Consider the following 15,019-nt stretch of genomic DNA (forward strand, 5'->3'; position numbering starts at 1 on the left):
GGCCCCTCACGCCTTCCGGATCTCTTGGACGGCCCGTTCGGCTGTGTCGGCGTCGCCGAGAAGCTTCTTCCACCGCGCGTGCACCGGGGCGACGGCGTCGCGGAAGGCCGCGGCGTCCGGCCTGATCATCTCGACTCCCCCGTCCTCCACGGCGGGCAGGTAGTCCTCGGTGTGGACCTTGACCATGTGGGCGGTGCCCTCCTCGTAGAGGGCCTGCCCGGCGGCGTCGAGCGCCCGCCGCACGGCGGGGGACTGCTTCGCGTACCAGTCGCTGCGGCAGTAGGCGTCGACGGTGTACGTGCCGAAGTGGCCGGCCGTTCCGTACTTGATGATGTTCTGCAGGTCCCGGGAGACGACGGTGCCCACGTAGCTGACCATCCCGTCGATGGTGCGGCGCTCCAGCGCCTGGTAGACCTCCGCCGATCCCATGGAGACGGGTGCGCCGCCCAGGGCCTTGACGGTCTCGCCCTCGATCTCGCCGGCGACGCGCAGGCGCATGCCGCGTACGTCCCTCGGTTCGCGGATCGGCTTGTCGACGGTCCACAGGTATTCGAAGGTCGTCGGCATGCCGCCGAGGATGCGTACGCCCTTGGGCCCGAGGTTGTCGTTGATCAGCTTGTGCTGCGGGCCCGACGGGTCGGCGGCCCGGCGGGTCTTGGCGTAGTCCTCCGTGATGAACGGCAGCTCCATGGCGCCCAGTACCGGGTAGGTCGAGGACACGTAGGAGCTGGTCTGGAAGATCACATCGGCGACGCCGGCGAGCAGTCCCGGCAGCAACTGCTCGGCGCCGAGCAGGGTGCCCGAGTCGAACATGTCCAAGGACAGCTTCCCGCCGCTCTCCCGGGTCACCACGTCCACGAACTTCTCGATGCCGGGGTAGAGATCGTCGTAGGAGGCGGGGATGTAGGTGGCCACCGTCGAGGTGCGCCCGGACCCGGCGCTCGCCGGGGAGCACGAGGCCACCCCCGCGGCTGCCAGGCCCGCGCCGGCGGCGGTGAGGAAGTCACGCCGGCCCATCTTCTTGTTCTTCATCGCAGCACCTCGTCCGTAAGGCGTTTCAGGCTGGCCATGACCTGCTCCTGGGGCATCCCGGGCCACTGCGGCCTCAGCAGGATGTTCTCCGGAGCGACGTGCTCGATGAGATCGGCGAGCTGCGCGCGGCACGTGGCGGCGTCGCCGAGGATGAACCGTCCCTGCCGCAGCTTGTCGAACTCCTTGTCGAAGCTCTGGGATTCGGGCAGCACCTGATCCTGTCCCCAGGCGCGGTATGCCTCGTACTTCACCGTCATCGCGGCCCGTACGTCCTCCACGGCCGACTCGTCGCTCTCGCCGACGTAGATCTCCTGCAGCACCTGGATGCGCGGATCGCCCGTGCCGGACTCGGCGCACGCGTTCCGGAAGGTGGCGACCTGCCGGTGCAGGTAGTCGCGGTCCACGTGCGCCGCCGCGGCGATCCACGGCAGGCCCGCCCGTGCCGTGCGCCGCAGCGCGCTGTCGGTGTGGCCCGCCAGCCACAGCGGCGGATGGGGGCGCTGCACGGGGCGGAGGACGGGGCGGACGCCCTCCAGCTTGACGGCGTCGTTGCTGAAGGTCACTTCGTCCTCGGTCCACAGCCGGCGGACGAGGTCCAGGTTCTCCTCGAAGCGGCGCAGCCGGCCCCTGGGGGGCACCCCGAAGGCGTCGAACTCCACGTCGCGGTAGCCGAGTCCGGCGCCGACGGTGAGGCGTCCGCCGCTGATGATGTCCAGCGTGGCGAGCTCCTCGGCCAGGTCGACGGGGTTGCCAAGCGCCATCAGCGTGATGGCCGTGCCGATCCGCATGTCGCCGGACTCGGGCACGATGCGGGAGAGCACGGCGAGGGGATGCAGGTACTGGAAGGGGTCGGCGAGGTAGTGCTGCGTCGCCCACACGGAGGAGAATCCGGCGTCGCGGGCGAAGCGCACCTGTTCCACCTGTTCGGCGAAGCGCGCCACCACGTCGTCCTCGGAGGTGAACTGGCTGCACAGCACCAGTCCGTACGCAGGGCCTTGGCGCATGTCGGCCGGGCCTCCCTTCTCACTCACGGGCGGGGTCTCTGGGGCGGGGGTCTCTGGGACGGTCTCTCGGGCGGGAGCTCAGAACGAGCGGGGCATCTTCAGCACGTGCTGGCCGATGTAGGACAGGATGAGATTGGTCGAGACGGGCGCGACCTGGTAGAGCCTCGTCTCGCGGAACTTGCGCTCGATGTCGTACTCGGCGGTGAAGCCGTAGCCGCCGTGGGTCTGCAGTGCGGCGTTTGCCGCTTCCCAGGAGGCGTCGGCAGCGAGCAGCTTGGCCATGTTGGCCTCGGCGCCGCAGGACTCGCCCGCGTCGAAGAGGTCGCAGGCACGCCAGCGCATCAGGTCGGCGGCCTCGACGTGCACGTGAGCCCTGGCGATGGGGAACTGCACGCCCTGGTTCTGGCCGATGGGCCGGTCGAAGACCACCCGCTCACTGCCGTACCGCGCGGCACGGTCGATGAACCACCGGCCGTCGCCGACGCATTCGGCGGCGATGAGGATGCGCTCGGCGTTCATCCCGTCCAGGACGTAGCGGAAGCCGCGCCCTTCCTCGCCGATGAGGCTGTCCGCCGGTATACGGACGTTGTCGAAGAAGACCTCGTTCGTCTCGTGGTTGACCATCGTCCTGATGGGGCGCAACTGCACGCCCTGCGTCTCACGGAGGTCGATGAGGAAGAGCGACATGCCCTCCGACTTCTTCGCCCACGTCTCCTGCGGCGCCGTACGGGCCAGCAGCAGCATCAGGTCGGAGTGCTGCACGCGGGAGATGAAGACCTTCTGGCCGTTGACGACGTAGCCGTCACCGGTGCGGGTGGCCGTGGTGCGGATGCTGGTGGTGTCCGTTCCGGCGGTCGGCTCCGTCACACCGAACGCCTGCAGCCGCAGCTCTCCGGAGGCGATGCCGGGCAGATAGCGCCTCTTCTGCTCCTCGCTTCCGTGCCGCAGCAGCGAGCCCATCGTGTAGAGCTGCGCGTGCACGGGGCCGGCGTTGCCGCCGGCGGCGTTGATGCCCTCCAGGATGACGGAGGCGTCGCCGAGTCCGAGCCCCAGACCGCCGTACTCCTCCGGTACGAGGGCGCCGAGGCAGCCCGTACCGGTCAGTGCGTCGACGAACTCCTCGGGGTAGCGGCGCTCGGCGTCGACCCCGCGCCAGTACTCGTCGGGGTAGTCGGCGCAGATTCTGTCGATCAACTGGCGCAGATCGCGGCGCAGTTCGCTTGTCACGCGCCCTCCTCCCCGAGTTCGTGCCGCGGGCCGTGCCCGCGCTTGTAGACCAGCAGCGTCCTGGTGAACTCGATGACGCACTCTCCGGTCTGCTTGTGGCCGGTGGTGCGGACGGTGACCACGCCCAGCGCGGGCCGGGAGGCCGACTCCCGCACCTTGAGCACGGCCGAGCGGGAACGGATGGTGTCGCCCTCGAAGACGGGGTTCGGCAGGGTGATCTCCTCCCAGCCCAGGTTGGCGTAGACGTTCTGGGAGACGTCCGTGACGCTCTGGCCGGCCACCAACGAGAGCGTGAAGGTGGAGTTGACCAGCGGCTTGCCGAACTCGGTGCGCCGCGCGTACTCGTGGTCGAAGTGCAGCGGTGCGGTGTTCTGGGTGAGCAGCGTGAACCAGACGTTGTCCGTCGTGGTCACGGTGCGGCCCAGCGGGTGCTCGAAGACGTCGCCCACGACGAAGTCCTCGTAGAACCGTCCGTGCCAGCCGGTGTGGGTCGTCATCACTCGCCTTCCTCGGTGCGCAGTCCGTCGAGCACGGACGCCGTGTGGCTGCCCGGACCCGGCACCCCGCCGCCTTCGGCGAAGCGTCGGCCGGGGGTGCCGGGCGGGATCAGGGTGCGTACGGTGCCGTGCTCGGTGGGGGTGTCCATCCAGCGGTCGGCCCGGTCCAGTTCGGGGTGTGCCGCCAGTTCCGCGAGCGGGGTGATCCGTCCCCATGCGATGCCCGCGGCGTCCAGCCGTCCCGTCAGTTCCAGCGGGGCGCACGCCCGGAAGCGCCGGGCGAGTTCGGCGTCGAGGGCCTCCCGGTGGGCCACCCGGCCGGGGTTGGAGCGGAAGCGCTCGTCGGCGGCGAGGGCGGGCTCCTGGAGCACCTCGGCGCACAGCCGCTCCCACTCGCGTTCGTTCTGCACGGCGATCATCACCGGCGTGCCGTCCGCGGCGGTGAAGGCACCGTAGGGAGCGATCGAGGGGTGCGAGGTCCCCATGGGGGACGGGGCGGAGCCGCCGTGGAGAGTGAGGTAGAGCGGGTGCGCCATCCACTCGGCGAGTGCGCCGAAGAGCGAGACGTGGACGGGCAGCACCTCGCCCGTCACGTCGCGGTGGCGCAGGGCGGCGAGCACGCCGCTGTAGGCGTAGCTGCCCGCGGCGATGTCCGCGATGGAGATGCCGGTCTTGGCGGGTGCGGCGGGGGTGCCGGTCAGTGACATCAGGCCCGTCTCGGCCTGGATCAGCGCGTCGTAGGCCTTCTTCGCGGCGAGGGGCCCGTCCGGTGCGTAGCCGGATATCAGGCACACGATCAGGCGGGGGTGGCGGGCGCGGAGGCTGTCGGCGTCGAGGCCGAGCCTGTCGAGTGCGGCGGGGGCGAGGTTGGCCACCACGACGTCGGCGCCCTCCAGGAGCCGGTGCAGGTCCTCGCGGGCGGCCGGTTCCTTCAGGTCGAGCTGAAGGGACTCCTTGCCGCGGTTGAGCCACAGGAACGCGCTGGACCCGCCCTGCACGGCGTGGTCATAGCCGCGGGCGAAGTCGCCCCCGTCGGGCCTCTCCACCTTGATGACCCGTGCGCCGAGGTCGGCGAGGTGGCGGGTGGCGAAGGGAGCCGCGACGGCCTGTTCCACGGCGACGACGGTGATGCCCTCCAGCGGCAGCCGCAGGCGGCCGGTCATGAGGTGACCTCCTCGTCGGCCCCGGCCGCGTGCAGCAGCGCGGCCGCCCGGGTCACCACCGGCCGGTCGACGAACGTACCGTCGGGCAGCCGCATCGCGCCCACACCTCGCTCCCGTGCCGCGCGGTCGGCGGCGAGGATCTCGCGGGCGCGGACGAGCTCCTCGTCCGTCGGTGCGAACGCCCGCCGGACGGGGCCCACTTGACGTGGGTGCAGCACGACGCGGCCGGTGAACCCGAGTTCGCGCGCGGCGCGGCTGGAGCGCAGCAGCCCTTCCTCGTCGTCCAGGGACGCCCATGGCCCGTCCAGGGGGCCGGTGAGTCCGGCCGCACGGGCGGCGAGCACCACCTGCGAGCGGGCGTGCGCGAGTTCGGCTCCCCCGGCGCTGGGGCGCACCCCGAGCTCGGCGGCGAGGTCGAGCGTGCCGAACAGGAGCGTCCGCACCCGCGGGCAGGCGGTGGCGAGGGCGAAGGATTCGAGGACGGCGCGGGCGGTCTCCACGACCGGCACCACGCACAGCGCTCCGGGCGTCGCGCCCGCCGCCCGTTCGAGTGCGGTCAGTCGCGCACCGAGCCGGGCCAGTGCGGGGGCGGAGCCGGCCTTGGGGACGATCAGGCCGGTCAGGCACCTCGTGGCGAGCACCGGGGGGAGCGCGGAGAGGTCCTCCTCCGCCTCGGCGGTCTCCAGCGGGTTGATCCTCACGAACAGGCCGGGGCCGGAGCCGTCCGTGATGCCGCTCAGCGTCTCGGCCGTGCGGGTGCGCGCGGCGGCCTTCTCCGGCGCGGCGACCGCGTCCTCGAGGTCGACGGCGACCGCGTCGGCGGGTGTGGCCAGCGCCTTGACGATCCGGTCGGGCCGGTCGCCCGGGACGAACAGCACGGCTCGTCCGACGTCCATGAGAGCTCCTGTTCCGTGTAATGGAACATGTACCACCTGGCGGTACAGTGGCACTCACCCTGGTGACGCCCCTCACGTACTGTCAAGGGTCGTGCGTGCGTCATCCGGCGCGGCACTGAGAGCGAGGGGGCCGAAGACCGATGCCGAACAACGGCCAGGCGATGCGCACCGTCATCACAACTCTGCGCATTCTGGAGACAGTTGCGGAGCTGCAGCCCGTCGGTGTCTCGGCGATCGCCAGGGCGACCGGCACCCCGAAAAGTTCTGTGCACCGGTGTCTGGTCACACTGCGGGAAGCAGGCTGGCTGACCTCCTCCCGCACGGACAGGACGCAGTGGGTTCTCACCGGCCGCGCCCTGTCCGTGGGCATACACGCCTCGGTGGAGCTCGGCCTGCGGGAGGCGGCCCTGACGGTCATGCGGGAGCTGCGCGACGAGACGCACGAGACCATCCACCTGATCAGCTACGGCGGCGGCCAGGACCTCGTCGTGGTGGACAGGGTGGACAGCGACGAGCCCGTGCGCACCTGGGTCCGCCTGGGCGTGCGCGTGCCGCTGCACGCGAGCTGCAGCGGCCGGGCGATCCTCGCGCGGCTGCCGCACGAGGAGGTGGAGCGGCTGCTGAACGGCGATCTGGAACGCTTCTCCGAGACCACCCCCGCCGACAGCGACGCGGTCGCCGCGGACCTGCGCACCGTGCGGGAGGTGGGCTACGCGACGAACGACTGCGCCTGGCGCCCCGGCGTCGGCGCCGTGGGGGCGGCCCTGCTGGACGGCGACGGGCGGCCAGTGGGCGCGATCGCCGTCTCCGTGCCGGTGCAGCGCTACGACGCGGCGCGTGCGCGGCGGCTGGGCGCGCTCGTCGTCCGCGCCGCGGAACGTGTGAGCGACGGCCTGCCCCATATGTGAGGGGGCGGGCTGCGGTCTCCCGCCGGCTCCCCGTGCCGGGCCGGTGCTGTGACCGTCGGCGGCCCGGACACCCGGCTCAGGACGCCCGGCTCAGGACGCCCGGCTCTGGACGCCCGGCTCAGGACACCCGGCTCAGGACGCCCGGCTCAGGACGCGGACCTTCCCGGGCGCCGCCTGACCGACGCCTAACCGAGAAAGGACAGCCGCACCCCGCGGTTCGGATTGTCGCGGTTGGTGTCCACCAGGCAGACCGACTGCCAGGTCCCCAGCTCCAGCTTGCCGCCGATCACGGGCAGCGTCGCGTGCGGCGGCACGATCGCGGGCAGCACGTGGTCGCGGCCGTGCCCGGGGCTGCCGTGGCGGTGGCGCCAGCGGTCGTCCGCGGGGAGCAGGTCACGGAGGGCGGCGAGCAGGTCGTCGTCGCTGCCGGCGCCGGTCTCCAGGACGGCGATCCCGGCGGTCGCGTGGGGCACGAAGACGTTCAGCAGCCCGTCGCGGCCCTGCGCGGCTCCGCTCAGGAACGTTTCGCACTCGCGGGTCAGGTCGGTGACGGTCTCACTCGATCCGGTGGTGATGCGGATGACGTTGGTCTGCATTCCGTTGGTCATGCTCCCCATCCTCCACGCCCGTGCGGCGCGGGAAGCTTCGAGGCGTCCGTGTGGTTTGCAGGTACATGAACGACGTGGCGGCGGTGATCGCCGGAGCGGGTCAGGCAGGACTCTCGAGCGCCTTCCATCTGCGGCGCCTGGGGTACGAACCGGGCCGGGACTTCGTCGTCCTGGACCACGCGGAGCGTCCGGGCGGCGCCTGGCAGTACCGCTGGCCGACGCTGACCTACGGCAGGGTCCACGGCATGCACGCACTGCCCGGCATGGAGCTGACCGGGGCGGACCCGGACCGCCCCTCCTCCGAGGTGATCGGCGAGTACTTCGGCGCGTACGAGGACACCTTCGACCTGGCCGTGCGGCGTCCCGTCCATGTGCGTGCGGTGCGCGAGGGCGGCGGCGGGCGGCTGAGCGTGGAGACCTCGCACGGCACGTGGTCGGCGCGCGCGGTGATCAGCGCGACCGGGACGTGGGACAGGCCCTTCTTGCCCCGCTACCCCGGCCAGGACAGCTTCCTCGGAAGGCAGTTGCACACGGCGCAGTACCCGGGGCCGCACTCCGAGATCTTCACCGGCAGGCGCGTGGTCGTCGTCGGGGGCGGGACCTCGGCCGTGCAGCATCTGCTGGAGGTCTCCGAGGTGGCGGCCGCGACGGCGTGGGTGACGCGCCGCGAACCGGTCTTCCGTGACGCCCCGTTCCACGAGGACCTGGGCCGTGCGGCGGTGGCACTCGTCGAGGAGCGGGTACGGCGCGGGCTGCCGCCGCGCAGTGTGGTGTCCGTGACGGGGCTGCCCGTGACCGAGGCGATGCGCCGCGCCCGCGAGAGCGGGGTGCTGCGGCGCGAGCCGATGTTCGAGCGGATCGTCCCGGACGGTGTCGTCTGGGGGGACGGCAGGATGATGGCCGCGGACACCCTGCTGTGGGCGACGGGCTTCCGGCCCGCCGTGGAGCATCTGGCACCGCTGCGGCTGCGCGAGGCGGGCGGCGGCATCCGCATGGACGGCACGCGCGTCGTGGCCGACCCGCGCATCCACCTTGTCGGCTACGGCCCTTCGGCCAGCACGATCGGGGCGAACCGTGCGGGCCGTGCGGCCGCCGTCGGAGTCGACCGCCTGCTCAGGTACGGCCCGGAGGGCCCGGCGTCCCGGTGGGCGAGCCCGGCCGGCGGGAGCGCGGGCGAACACGGGAGCGGGTCTTCGCCCGGACGCGTGGCCGTGCAGGGTTCCGCCCCGTGATGACTCTGCGCCCGTGAATGCTTGCGGTGCGCAGGCGCGGGCTGCAGACCACGCGGCGCATCCGGCCCGAACGTCCCACGAAGGCCGGTGAGTTGTCCCCATCGGGAACAAGGGAACGCACCCCTTGAACGTCATCACGCACGCTCCGGCCTGCCTCGTCCACCATGCCGGCCGGCTCGTCTGACGTACGTCCCCTTCGGCGCCGCCTGCCGGAAGCCTTCCGGCGGGCGGCGCCCTCGTGTGCGGTCGCCTGCCGGGCCGCGCGCCGCAGCGCCCGCAGCGTCCGTGCCGCCCGGGGTGGGTCAGCCCTTGAAGGTCATGGTCGAGCCGCGGACGACGAGTTCGGGCTGGAAGACGATCCGCCGGTGCTCGTGCGTGTCCGCGCTGTCGCCCGTCTCCTCGATCAGCAGCTCCGCGGCCGTACTCCCCATGCGGAACGCCGGCTGCCGCACCGACGTCAGCGGCACCGCGGCCGCCGCCGCGAACTCGATGTCGTCGTAGCCGACCAGCGCCACCTCGTCGGGAACCTGCACTCCCGCCCCGTACAGCGACTGCAGCACGCCCAGTGCCAGCAGGTCGTTCGCGCAGAACACCCCCGAGGGGCGCGGTGACATCCCGAGCAGGCGCGCTCCCGCGTCCCTGCCGGCCGCCACATCCAGCCGCTCCGTCTCCACTTGCCGCAGCGTCGCCCCGCTGCCCGCGGCTCGCAGGGCGTTCCGCGCCCCGGTGTGGCGGTCGCGGCACTGTGTCAGCTGCATCGGCCCGCTGACGTAGGCGAGGTCGCCGTGGCCCCGTTCGAGGAGGTGCGCCACCGCCAGCTCGCCGCCCACCACGTCGTCGACGGAGACCGAGCAGCGGTCGGAGTCGCCGTCGAAGCGGTCGACGAGGACGTAGGGGATGGCGTGCCGGCGGAAGCCGACCAGATTCGAGCCGCTGTCGGCGGGGGTGACCAGGACGCCCCGCACACGCTGCTCGGCGAAGAGCGAGAGGTACTCCGCCTCCTCCGACGGGCTCTGCGCGCTGTTGCAGAGCATCACGCCCAGGCCCGCCTCGCGCGCGGCACGTTCGGCGCCCCTGGCGACGTCCACGAAGAACGGGTTCGCCATGTCCAGCACGAGCAGTGCGATGATCCGGCTCTGCCCGGCACGCAGCTGGCGCGCCGACTCACTGCGCACATAGCCCAGTTGCTGGATGGTGGACAGCACGCGGGTGCGCGTGTTGTCGGAGACGGACTCGGGTCTGTTGATGACGTTGGAGACCGTGCCGACGGAGACCCCCGCTGCCTGTGCGACCTGCTTGATGCCCACCTGACGGCCGCTCATCCGGGGCGCACCTCTGTCAGTTCCACTCCGGTCAGGGAGGCCAGGGCACGCAGCTCGGGCAGCAGCTGCCCGGGAGCCAGGGCCCAGTGGTGGCCGACTCCGCTGGCGCTCCACGCGTCCGTCCATTCACCGGGGTCGGCTCCGAAATCGATGCGGGAGGTGGTGTTGCCGATCTCCAGCAGCGGTCCGGGGACGGCTTCGCCCTCGGCCGCGACCAGCCGGTACCGTCCCTCGCGGGTCTGGCCGACGCCGAGGAGCGTGACCGGGCCGTGGCGTGCGGTGCACTCGACGGACACGCCCCAGCCGCGTTTGCCGTGGTAGACGCCCAGGCCCCGCAGCAGCGGGCGGCGTCCGCCGAGACCGGGGTGGGCCGGCCCGTCGTGGCCCATCTCGACGGCGCCGGCGCGGAAGTCGAGGGCCTGGAACTCGGTGAAGGAGCCCCCCGCGCCCAGCCGTTCGCAGATCAGCATGGCCAGCGACGTACGCAGTTCGTACTCACCCGCCGCGGGGACGCCGCGGTGGGTGAGCAGCGAGGCGCCGAGGATCATCCCCGCTCCGAGGCGTTCGTGCACCTCGCCGCCCAGACCACGGTGGAAGTACGCGAGCGAGTCCAGGCCGAAGTCGTCCACGAGCCGGTCGAGCCCGGTCGACACCCGTGCCGCCCAGGCCAGGTCGTCCGCGTCGACGGAGGCGTCGACCTCGAAGAGGTCCCGCGCCTCGGCGACCCTCGCCGCCGTCTGCTCCTGCGTCACGTCCTCGACCCGTACGCGCAGATCGTCGAACTCCAGCACCTCGACGTGCCCGCCGAAGGTGGCGGGCACCATCGTCAGGTCGGTGGAGACGTCGAGCATCCCGGGGTAGAGATGGCCCATCAGCCCGTGGCGTGCGGAGCGCAGCGACCCCCTCAGACCTGCGGCACGCACCCACCGGCCGATCCTGCGCCACGCGCGCTCGTCCTCCAAGTAGCCGGAGACGGAGCGGAATTCGACCCCGACACGTTCGAAGGCGTTGGCCATCTCCGGCAGCGGGCACGCCCCGCAGTAGGCCAGCCACTGCCCCGTGTCGAAACTCGCGTGGTCCATCGCCTCGGTCGGCTGGAGGTTGATCAGCAGCACGGGGGCGCCGCTGCGTTGAGCGACGGGGACGAGCATCGTCGCCGTCATGTAGGTGGTGAGGAAACCGACGATGAGGTCGCAGTCGGCGGCGCGCAGCCTCTCGGCCGCCTGTGCCCCCTCCTGCGCGTCCGACACGAAGCCGGCGTCGACGACATCGGCGTCGAACTCGCCCATCCGCTGCGCGACCCGGTCCGCGGAGCGGCGCAGGCGGGGCAGCAGGTCGGGGAACTGGGGCCAGTACGCGCCCAGTCCGCCCGCGACCAGACCGATTCTGGGCCTGCGCGCCCCCGCGGGCGCGGGGCCGGCCGAGGGGACGGAGGGGGTTGTGCTCATCGACTCTCGCTCCTCGCGAACTCAGGCCGTGCGGCTGCCGTCGAGGTGGAACACCTCGGTCAGCGGTGTCATCGCTTCGTCGGGGCGCTCTCCGTCCGGGGACTCGAAGAAGGGCGCCATCTCCCGCTGCCAGCGGGTGTTGACCTCACGCTCCTCCATCGCCGCCCGCGCCGCCGCGAAGTCCTCCGTCTCCAGACAGCCCACGAGCAGGCCGTCCTCACGCAGGAAGAGGGAGTAATTGTGCCAGCCGCACTCGGCCAGCGCCGTGAGCATCTCCGGCCACACGGCCTTGTGCCGCTCACGGTACTCCGCCACCCGGTCGGCGCGGACCTTCAGCACGAAGCAGACTCGCCGCACGCCTCCGCCCTCCTAGAAGTCGAACTCGTCGATGTTCTTCTTGTCGAAGACGGTGGGCGGTCCCAGGATGACCTCGCCGTCCTTGCCCACGGTGCGCTCCCCCAGCTTCCCGGCCTTGAACTTCTCGCCCTGCTTGCCGGTGATCTGCCCCGAGGCGAGCGAGGCGGCGGCGTACGAGCCGAGGTAGCCGAGCTTCTCGGGGTCCCAGAGCGAGAACTCCTCGACAGTCCCGTCCTTGACGTACTTGCGCATCTGGTTGGGTGTCCCGAGGCCGTTGAGGACGACCTCGTCCTTGTAGGAGGAGCCGCTTATGTAGCGCGCCGCGGCGGCGATGCCGACGGTGGTGGGCGAGATGACGGCCTTCAGGTCGGGGTACGCCTTGAGCAGGCCCTGGGTCTCCTGGAAGGACTTCTGGTCGTCGTCGTCGCCATAGGCGGTCTTGACCAGCTTCATGTCCTTGTACTCGGGCTTCTTCAGCTCGTCCTTCATGAACTCGATCCAGGTGTTCTGGTTCGTGGCGTTCTGGGTGGCCGAGAGGATCGCGATCTCCCCCTTGTGGCCGACCTGTTCGGCGGTGCGCCGTACCAGCGAGCGGCCGATCTCCTCGGAGCTGGCCTGGTTGATGAACAGCTGACGGCAGTCGGTGGCCGTGTCGGAGTCGTAGGCGACGACCTTGATGTCCTGCTTCATCGCCTGTTTCAGCGGCCCGCACACGGCGTTGGGGTCGTTGGCGGCGATGAGGATGGCGTCCTGGCGCTGCTGCACGAGCGTGTTGATGTAGCTGACCTGGGAGGAGGCCTTGGCGTCGGAGGGCCCGACCTCCTTGGCCTTGCCGCCGTACTCCCCGGCGGCGGCGATGCCGGCCTCGTCGACGATCTTCTCGTAGGGATTGTTGATCTGCTTGGGCAGGAAGGCCAGTTTCAGGCCCTTCTTCAGCGGCGCGTCGGGATCGGCCTCGGCGCCCTGCGCCTTGTCCGCGGCGTCGTCCTTGGCGTCGCTCTTCGTCGTGCCGGAGCAGCCGGCAAGGGCGAGGGAGAGCGCGCAGGCCGCGGCGGTGGCGGCGAGCACGCGGGGGCGGGTGTGCAGTCGCATGGCTGGGCCTTTCAGGCGGTTGTCGCACGAAGGAAGTCGTCGGGGTCAGCAGGTCGGGGTCGGCAGAGGGTCGCGGGGCGGGGCCGCGGAGATGGAGAGCGGGCGCGGCGCGGAGACCCGTCAGGGCACGGCGGCCGCGCGGCGCTGTCTGCGCTCGGAGACCACGGCGATCAGCCGTGGCGTGAGCACGGAGATCACCAGCAGTACGCCGGTGACGATGACCTGGATCTCGTTGGAGATGTCGTTGAGGGTGAGGAGGTTGTTGAGCACTCCGATCAGCAGCACGCCGGCGACCGCGCCGCCGAGCGTTCCCTTGCCGCCGTTGAAGTCGACGCCGCCCAGCAGCACCGAGGCGATGACGAGGAGTTCGAGACCGAGCCCGTTGTCGGCGCGTGCGCTCCCGTAGCGCAGCGTGTAGACGATCCCGGCGAAGGAGGCGGTGAGTCCGGTGACCGCGAAGAGCACCAGTTTGATCCTGCGCACCCGGATGCCGGCGAACCAGGCCGCGTCCTCCTGCGCTCCGATGGCGAACAGGGAGCGTCCGGCGGCGGTGCAGTGCAGCACGAAGGCCGCCAGTACGGCGAGCACGACGAACAGGGCCACCGGATAGGGGACGAAGGTGCCCGGCACCGGTTCGGTGTAGGACGTCCACCGCGCGTACGTCTCGGGGAAGTCGGCGACGGCCTTGTTGCCGAGTACGACCGAGGCCAGGCCCCGGTAGAGGGTGAGGGTGCCGATGGTGACGGCGAGCGAGGGCAGCCCGACGCGGGTGACCAGCCAGCCGTTGAGCAGGCCGCCCAGCAGGCCGACGAGCAGGCACAGCGGGACGATCATCTCGAACGCCCAGCCCGCGTCCCACAGCGAGCCCGCCAGCGCACTGGAGAGCCCCAGCATCGAGGCGACGGACAGGTCGACCTGGCCTGCCACCACGAGCAGAGTCATCGGAAGGGCGATGAGGGCGATCTCGGCGGTGTCGTTGAGCGCGGCGGAGAGGTTGGTGACGTCCGCGAAGCCCTCCGTGGTCCCGCTGCCGGCGAGGAGGACGGCGACCAGCAGCACACCGACCGCCGTGTCCCACCGCAGGAACCGCCCCGGGCCGCCGCCGCGTTCACGGCGCACCGCGCCCGCGGTTCCGCCTCCGCCTGCGCCTTCGCCGGAGGGGCCCGCCGGGTCGATGAGTGGTGTCGGGGCGTTCAATGCCGGCTCCTCTTCCTCAGCGCCTCGGTGGTACGGCTGCGCACGACACGGTCGGCGCTGATCGCCGCCAGAAGCAGCACACCCGTGATGGCCTGCTCCCAGAAGGGGTTGACCTTGAGAACGACGAGCGCGCTGCCGATCGTGGTCAGCAGCAGGGCGCCGAGCGCGGCGCCCCATACGGTGCCGACACCGCCGGTGATGGCGACGCCGCCGACGACTACGGCACTGACGACCGTCAGCTCCCAGCCGTTCGCGGCATCGGCGACGACCGTCCCGAAGCGTGCGAGCCACAGCGCGCCGGCGAAGCCCGCGACGGCGCCGGAGAAGGCGTACGCGGCGAGCACGCGGCGCCGGACGGGGATGCCGGCCAACCGTGCCGCCTCGGGATTGGAGCCGATCGCGTACAGCTCGCGCCCGCTGCGGTAGGTGCGCAGGTAGTACGCGGTGGCCGCCAGCACGACCGCCGAGATCAGCGGCAGATACGGCACGCCGAGCACGCTGCCGCTGCCCATCTCCAGCACCCCGTCGGGCACGTTGGCAGCGTTGATCTGCCGGCCGTGCGCCCACACGTGGCCGACGCCCTGGATGACGTAGAGCATGCCGAGGGTGACCACGAGGGCGGGCACCCTGCCGAAGCTGACGAGCAGGCCGCTGACCAGTCCGCACAGCACGCCGAGCGCCGTGCCCAGCAGGACCACCGCCGGTGCGCTGTGCTGCGTGCCGGAGACGAAGCTGCCGCAGGCGAATGCGGTGAGCCCGACGACGGAACCGACGGACAGGTCGATATTCCGGGTCAGCACGACGACGGACTGCCCCGTCGCGAGCAGCACCAGGATCGCCGAGTTGAGCAACAGGTCCCGTACGCCCTGCTCGTCCAGGAAGCCGGGGTTGACGAGCCAGGTGCCCAGGATCAGCAGCACCAGGGCGCCGCCGATGCTCAACTCCCGTACCCGGAGGACCAGGTCGGTCAGTGAGCGGGCGGAGCGGCCCTTCACCGGCTGTGCGGCGGCCGGTTCGGCTGACGGCGGGTTTCCCG

Annotated in this window: 15 protein-coding genes; 2 read left to right on the top strand and 13 right to left on the bottom strand. The window is 71.5% G+C overall.

Going from position 1 to position 15,019, the window contains the following annotated elements:
• Positions 1-6 precede the first annotated feature (6 nt).
• The 6 genes from H343_RS0117110 to H343_RS0117135 all read right to left on the bottom strand — a co-directional run bounded on the left by H343_RS0117110 (position 7) and on the right by H343_RS0117135 (position 5,819).
• Positions 7-1,032, bottom strand: a complete 1,026-nt coding sequence (locus tag H343_RS0117110; protein WP_028432158.1) for a TRAP transporter substrate-binding protein — start codon at positions 1,030-1,032, stop codon at positions 7-9.
• Positions 1,029-2,036: an LLM class flavin-dependent oxidoreductase gene (locus H343_RS0117115; RefSeq protein WP_037904052.1), complete on the bottom strand. Its 1,008-nt coding sequence runs from the start codon at positions 2,034-2,036 to the stop codon at positions 1,029-1,031. The genes H343_RS0117110 and H343_RS0117115 overlap by 4 nt, the downstream gene beginning before the upstream one ends.
• 78 nt (positions 2,037-2,114) lie before the next feature.
• A complete protein-coding gene (locus H343_RS0117120) occupies positions 2,115-3,263 on the bottom strand; it encodes an acyl-CoA dehydrogenase family protein (protein ID WP_028432160.1) in 1,149 nt (382 codons plus the stop codon).
• Positions 3,260-3,760: a MaoC family dehydratase gene (locus H343_RS0117125; RefSeq protein WP_028432161.1), complete on the bottom strand. Its 501-nt coding sequence runs from the start codon at positions 3,758-3,760 to the stop codon at positions 3,260-3,262. The genes H343_RS0117120 and H343_RS0117125 overlap by 4 nt, the downstream gene beginning before the upstream one ends.
• Complete coding sequence (locus H343_RS0117130; protein WP_028432162.1) at positions 3,760-4,923, bottom strand: CaiB/BaiF CoA transferase family protein; 1,164 nt, start codon at positions 4,921-4,923, stop codon at positions 3,760-3,762. Before H343_RS0117130 ends, H343_RS0117125 begins: the two co-directional genes overlap by 1 nt.
• Complete coding sequence (locus H343_RS0117135; RefSeq protein ID WP_028432163.1) at positions 4,920-5,819, bottom strand: HpcH/HpaI aldolase/citrate lyase family protein; 900 nt, start codon at positions 5,817-5,819, stop codon at positions 4,920-4,922. Before H343_RS0117135 ends, H343_RS0117130 begins: the two co-directional genes overlap by 4 nt.
• A 140-nt stretch (positions 5,820-5,959) precedes the next feature.
• Here H343_RS0117135 and H343_RS0117140 point away from each other — a divergent pair, with 140 nt between their 5' ends.
• Positions 5,960-6,727: an IclR family transcriptional regulator gene (locus tag H343_RS0117140; protein WP_028432164.1), complete on the top strand. Its 768-nt coding sequence runs from the start codon at positions 5,960-5,962 to the stop codon at positions 6,725-6,727.
• A 185-nt stretch (positions 6,728-6,912) separates the two neighbouring features.
• Here H343_RS0117140 and H343_RS0117145 read toward each other — a convergent pair whose 3' ends face one another.
• Positions 6,913-7,335 (bottom strand): YjbQ family protein, encoded by a 423-nt coding sequence (locus tag H343_RS0117145; protein ID WP_028432165.1) that lies wholly within the window; start codon positions 7,333-7,335, stop codon positions 6,913-6,915.
• Between the two features lie 65 nt (positions 7,336-7,400).
• On the opposite strand from H343_RS0117145, the gene H343_RS31125 reads away from it, so the two are divergent.
• Positions 7,401-8,567 (top strand): NAD(P)-binding domain-containing protein, encoded by a 1,167-nt coding sequence (locus tag H343_RS31125; RefSeq protein WP_078505776.1) that lies wholly within the window; start codon positions 7,401-7,403, stop codon positions 8,565-8,567.
• A gap of 302 nt (positions 8,568-8,869) precedes the next feature.
• On the opposite strand, the gene H343_RS0117155 is transcribed toward H343_RS31125, so the two are convergent.
• The 6 genes from H343_RS0117155 to H343_RS31135 all read right to left on the bottom strand — a co-directional run bounded on the left by H343_RS0117155 (position 8,870) and on the right by H343_RS31135 (position 14,978).
• On the bottom strand, positions 8,870-9,889 hold the full coding sequence (locus H343_RS0117155) for a LacI family DNA-binding transcriptional regulator (protein ID WP_028432166.1): 1,020 nt from the start codon (positions 9,887-9,889) through the stop codon (positions 8,870-8,872).
• Positions 9,886-11,337, bottom strand: a complete 1,452-nt coding sequence (locus H343_RS31130) for an L-fucose/L-arabinose isomerase family protein (protein WP_051265404.1) — start codon at positions 11,335-11,337, stop codon at positions 9,886-9,888. Before H343_RS31130 ends, H343_RS0117155 begins: the two co-directional genes overlap by 4 nt.
• A gap of 21 nt (positions 11,338-11,358) precedes the next feature.
• Positions 11,359-11,694, bottom strand: a complete 336-nt coding sequence (locus tag H343_RS0117165; protein WP_028432167.1) for an L-rhamnose mutarotase — start codon at positions 11,692-11,694, stop codon at positions 11,359-11,361.
• A gap of 12 nt (positions 11,695-11,706) precedes the next feature.
• Positions 11,707-12,786, bottom strand: coding sequence for a rhamnose ABC transporter substrate-binding protein (gene rhaS, locus H343_RS0117170; RefSeq protein WP_028432168.1), 1,080 nt, complete (start codon positions 12,784-12,786; stop codon positions 11,707-11,709).
• Positions 12,787-12,906: 120 nt separating this feature from the next.
• Positions 12,907-13,905: an ABC transporter permease gene (locus H343_RS0117175; protein ID WP_028432169.1), complete on the bottom strand. Its 999-nt coding sequence runs from the start codon at positions 13,903-13,905 to the stop codon at positions 12,907-12,909.
• 74 nt (positions 13,906-13,979) lie between these two features.
• A complete protein-coding gene (locus tag H343_RS31135; protein ID WP_051265444.1) occupies positions 13,980-14,978 on the bottom strand; it encodes an ABC transporter permease in 999 nt (332 codons plus the stop codon).
• Between the last annotated feature and the right edge of the window lie 41 nt (positions 14,979-15,019).

The organism is Streptomyces sp. TAA204 (assembly GCF_000424965.1).

What these genes read in the sequence shown, in the direction of transcription:
- H343_RS0117110 (WP_028432158.1), bottom strand. Translation starts at nt 1,032, where the DNA reads ATGAAGAACAAGAAGATGGGCCGGCGTGACTTCCTCACCGCCGCCGGC.
- H343_RS0117115 (WP_037904052.1), bottom strand. Translation starts at nt 2,036, where the DNA reads ATGCGCCAAGGCCCTGCGTACGGACTGGTGCTGTGCAGCCAGTTCACC.
- H343_RS0117125 (WP_028432161.1), bottom strand. Translation starts at nt 3,760, where the DNA reads ATGACGACCCACACCGGCTGGCACGGACGGTTCTACGAGGACTTCGTC.
- H343_RS0117130 (WP_028432162.1), bottom strand. Translation starts at nt 4,923, where the DNA reads ATGACCGGCCGCCTGCGGCTGCCGCTGGAGGGCATCACCGTCGTCGCC.
- H343_RS0117135 (WP_028432163.1), bottom strand. Translation starts at nt 5,819, where the DNA reads ATGGACGTCGGACGAGCCGTGCTGTTCGTCCCGGGCGACCGGCCCGAC.
- H343_RS0117140 (WP_028432164.1), top strand. Translation starts at nt 5,960, where the DNA reads ATGCCGAACAACGGCCAGGCGATGCGCACCGTCATCACAACTCTGCGC.
- H343_RS0117145 (WP_028432165.1), bottom strand. Translation starts at nt 7,335, where the DNA reads ATGACCAACGGAATGCAGACCAACGTCATCCGCATCACCACCGGATCG.
- H343_RS31125 (WP_078505776.1), top strand. Translation starts at nt 7,401, where the DNA reads ATGAACGACGTGGCGGCGGTGATCGCCGGAGCGGGTCAGGCAGGACTC.
- H343_RS0117155 (WP_028432166.1), bottom strand. Translation starts at nt 9,889, where the DNA reads ATGAGCGGCCGTCAGGTGGGCATCAAGCAGGTCGCACAGGCAGCGGGG.
- H343_RS31130 (WP_051265404.1), bottom strand. Translation starts at nt 11,337, where the DNA reads ATGAGCACAACCCCCTCCGTCCCCTCGGCCGGCCCCGCGCCCGCGGGG.
- rhaS (WP_028432168.1), bottom strand. Translation starts at nt 12,786, where the DNA reads ATGCGACTGCACACCCGCCCCCGCGTGCTCGCCGCCACCGCCGCGGCC.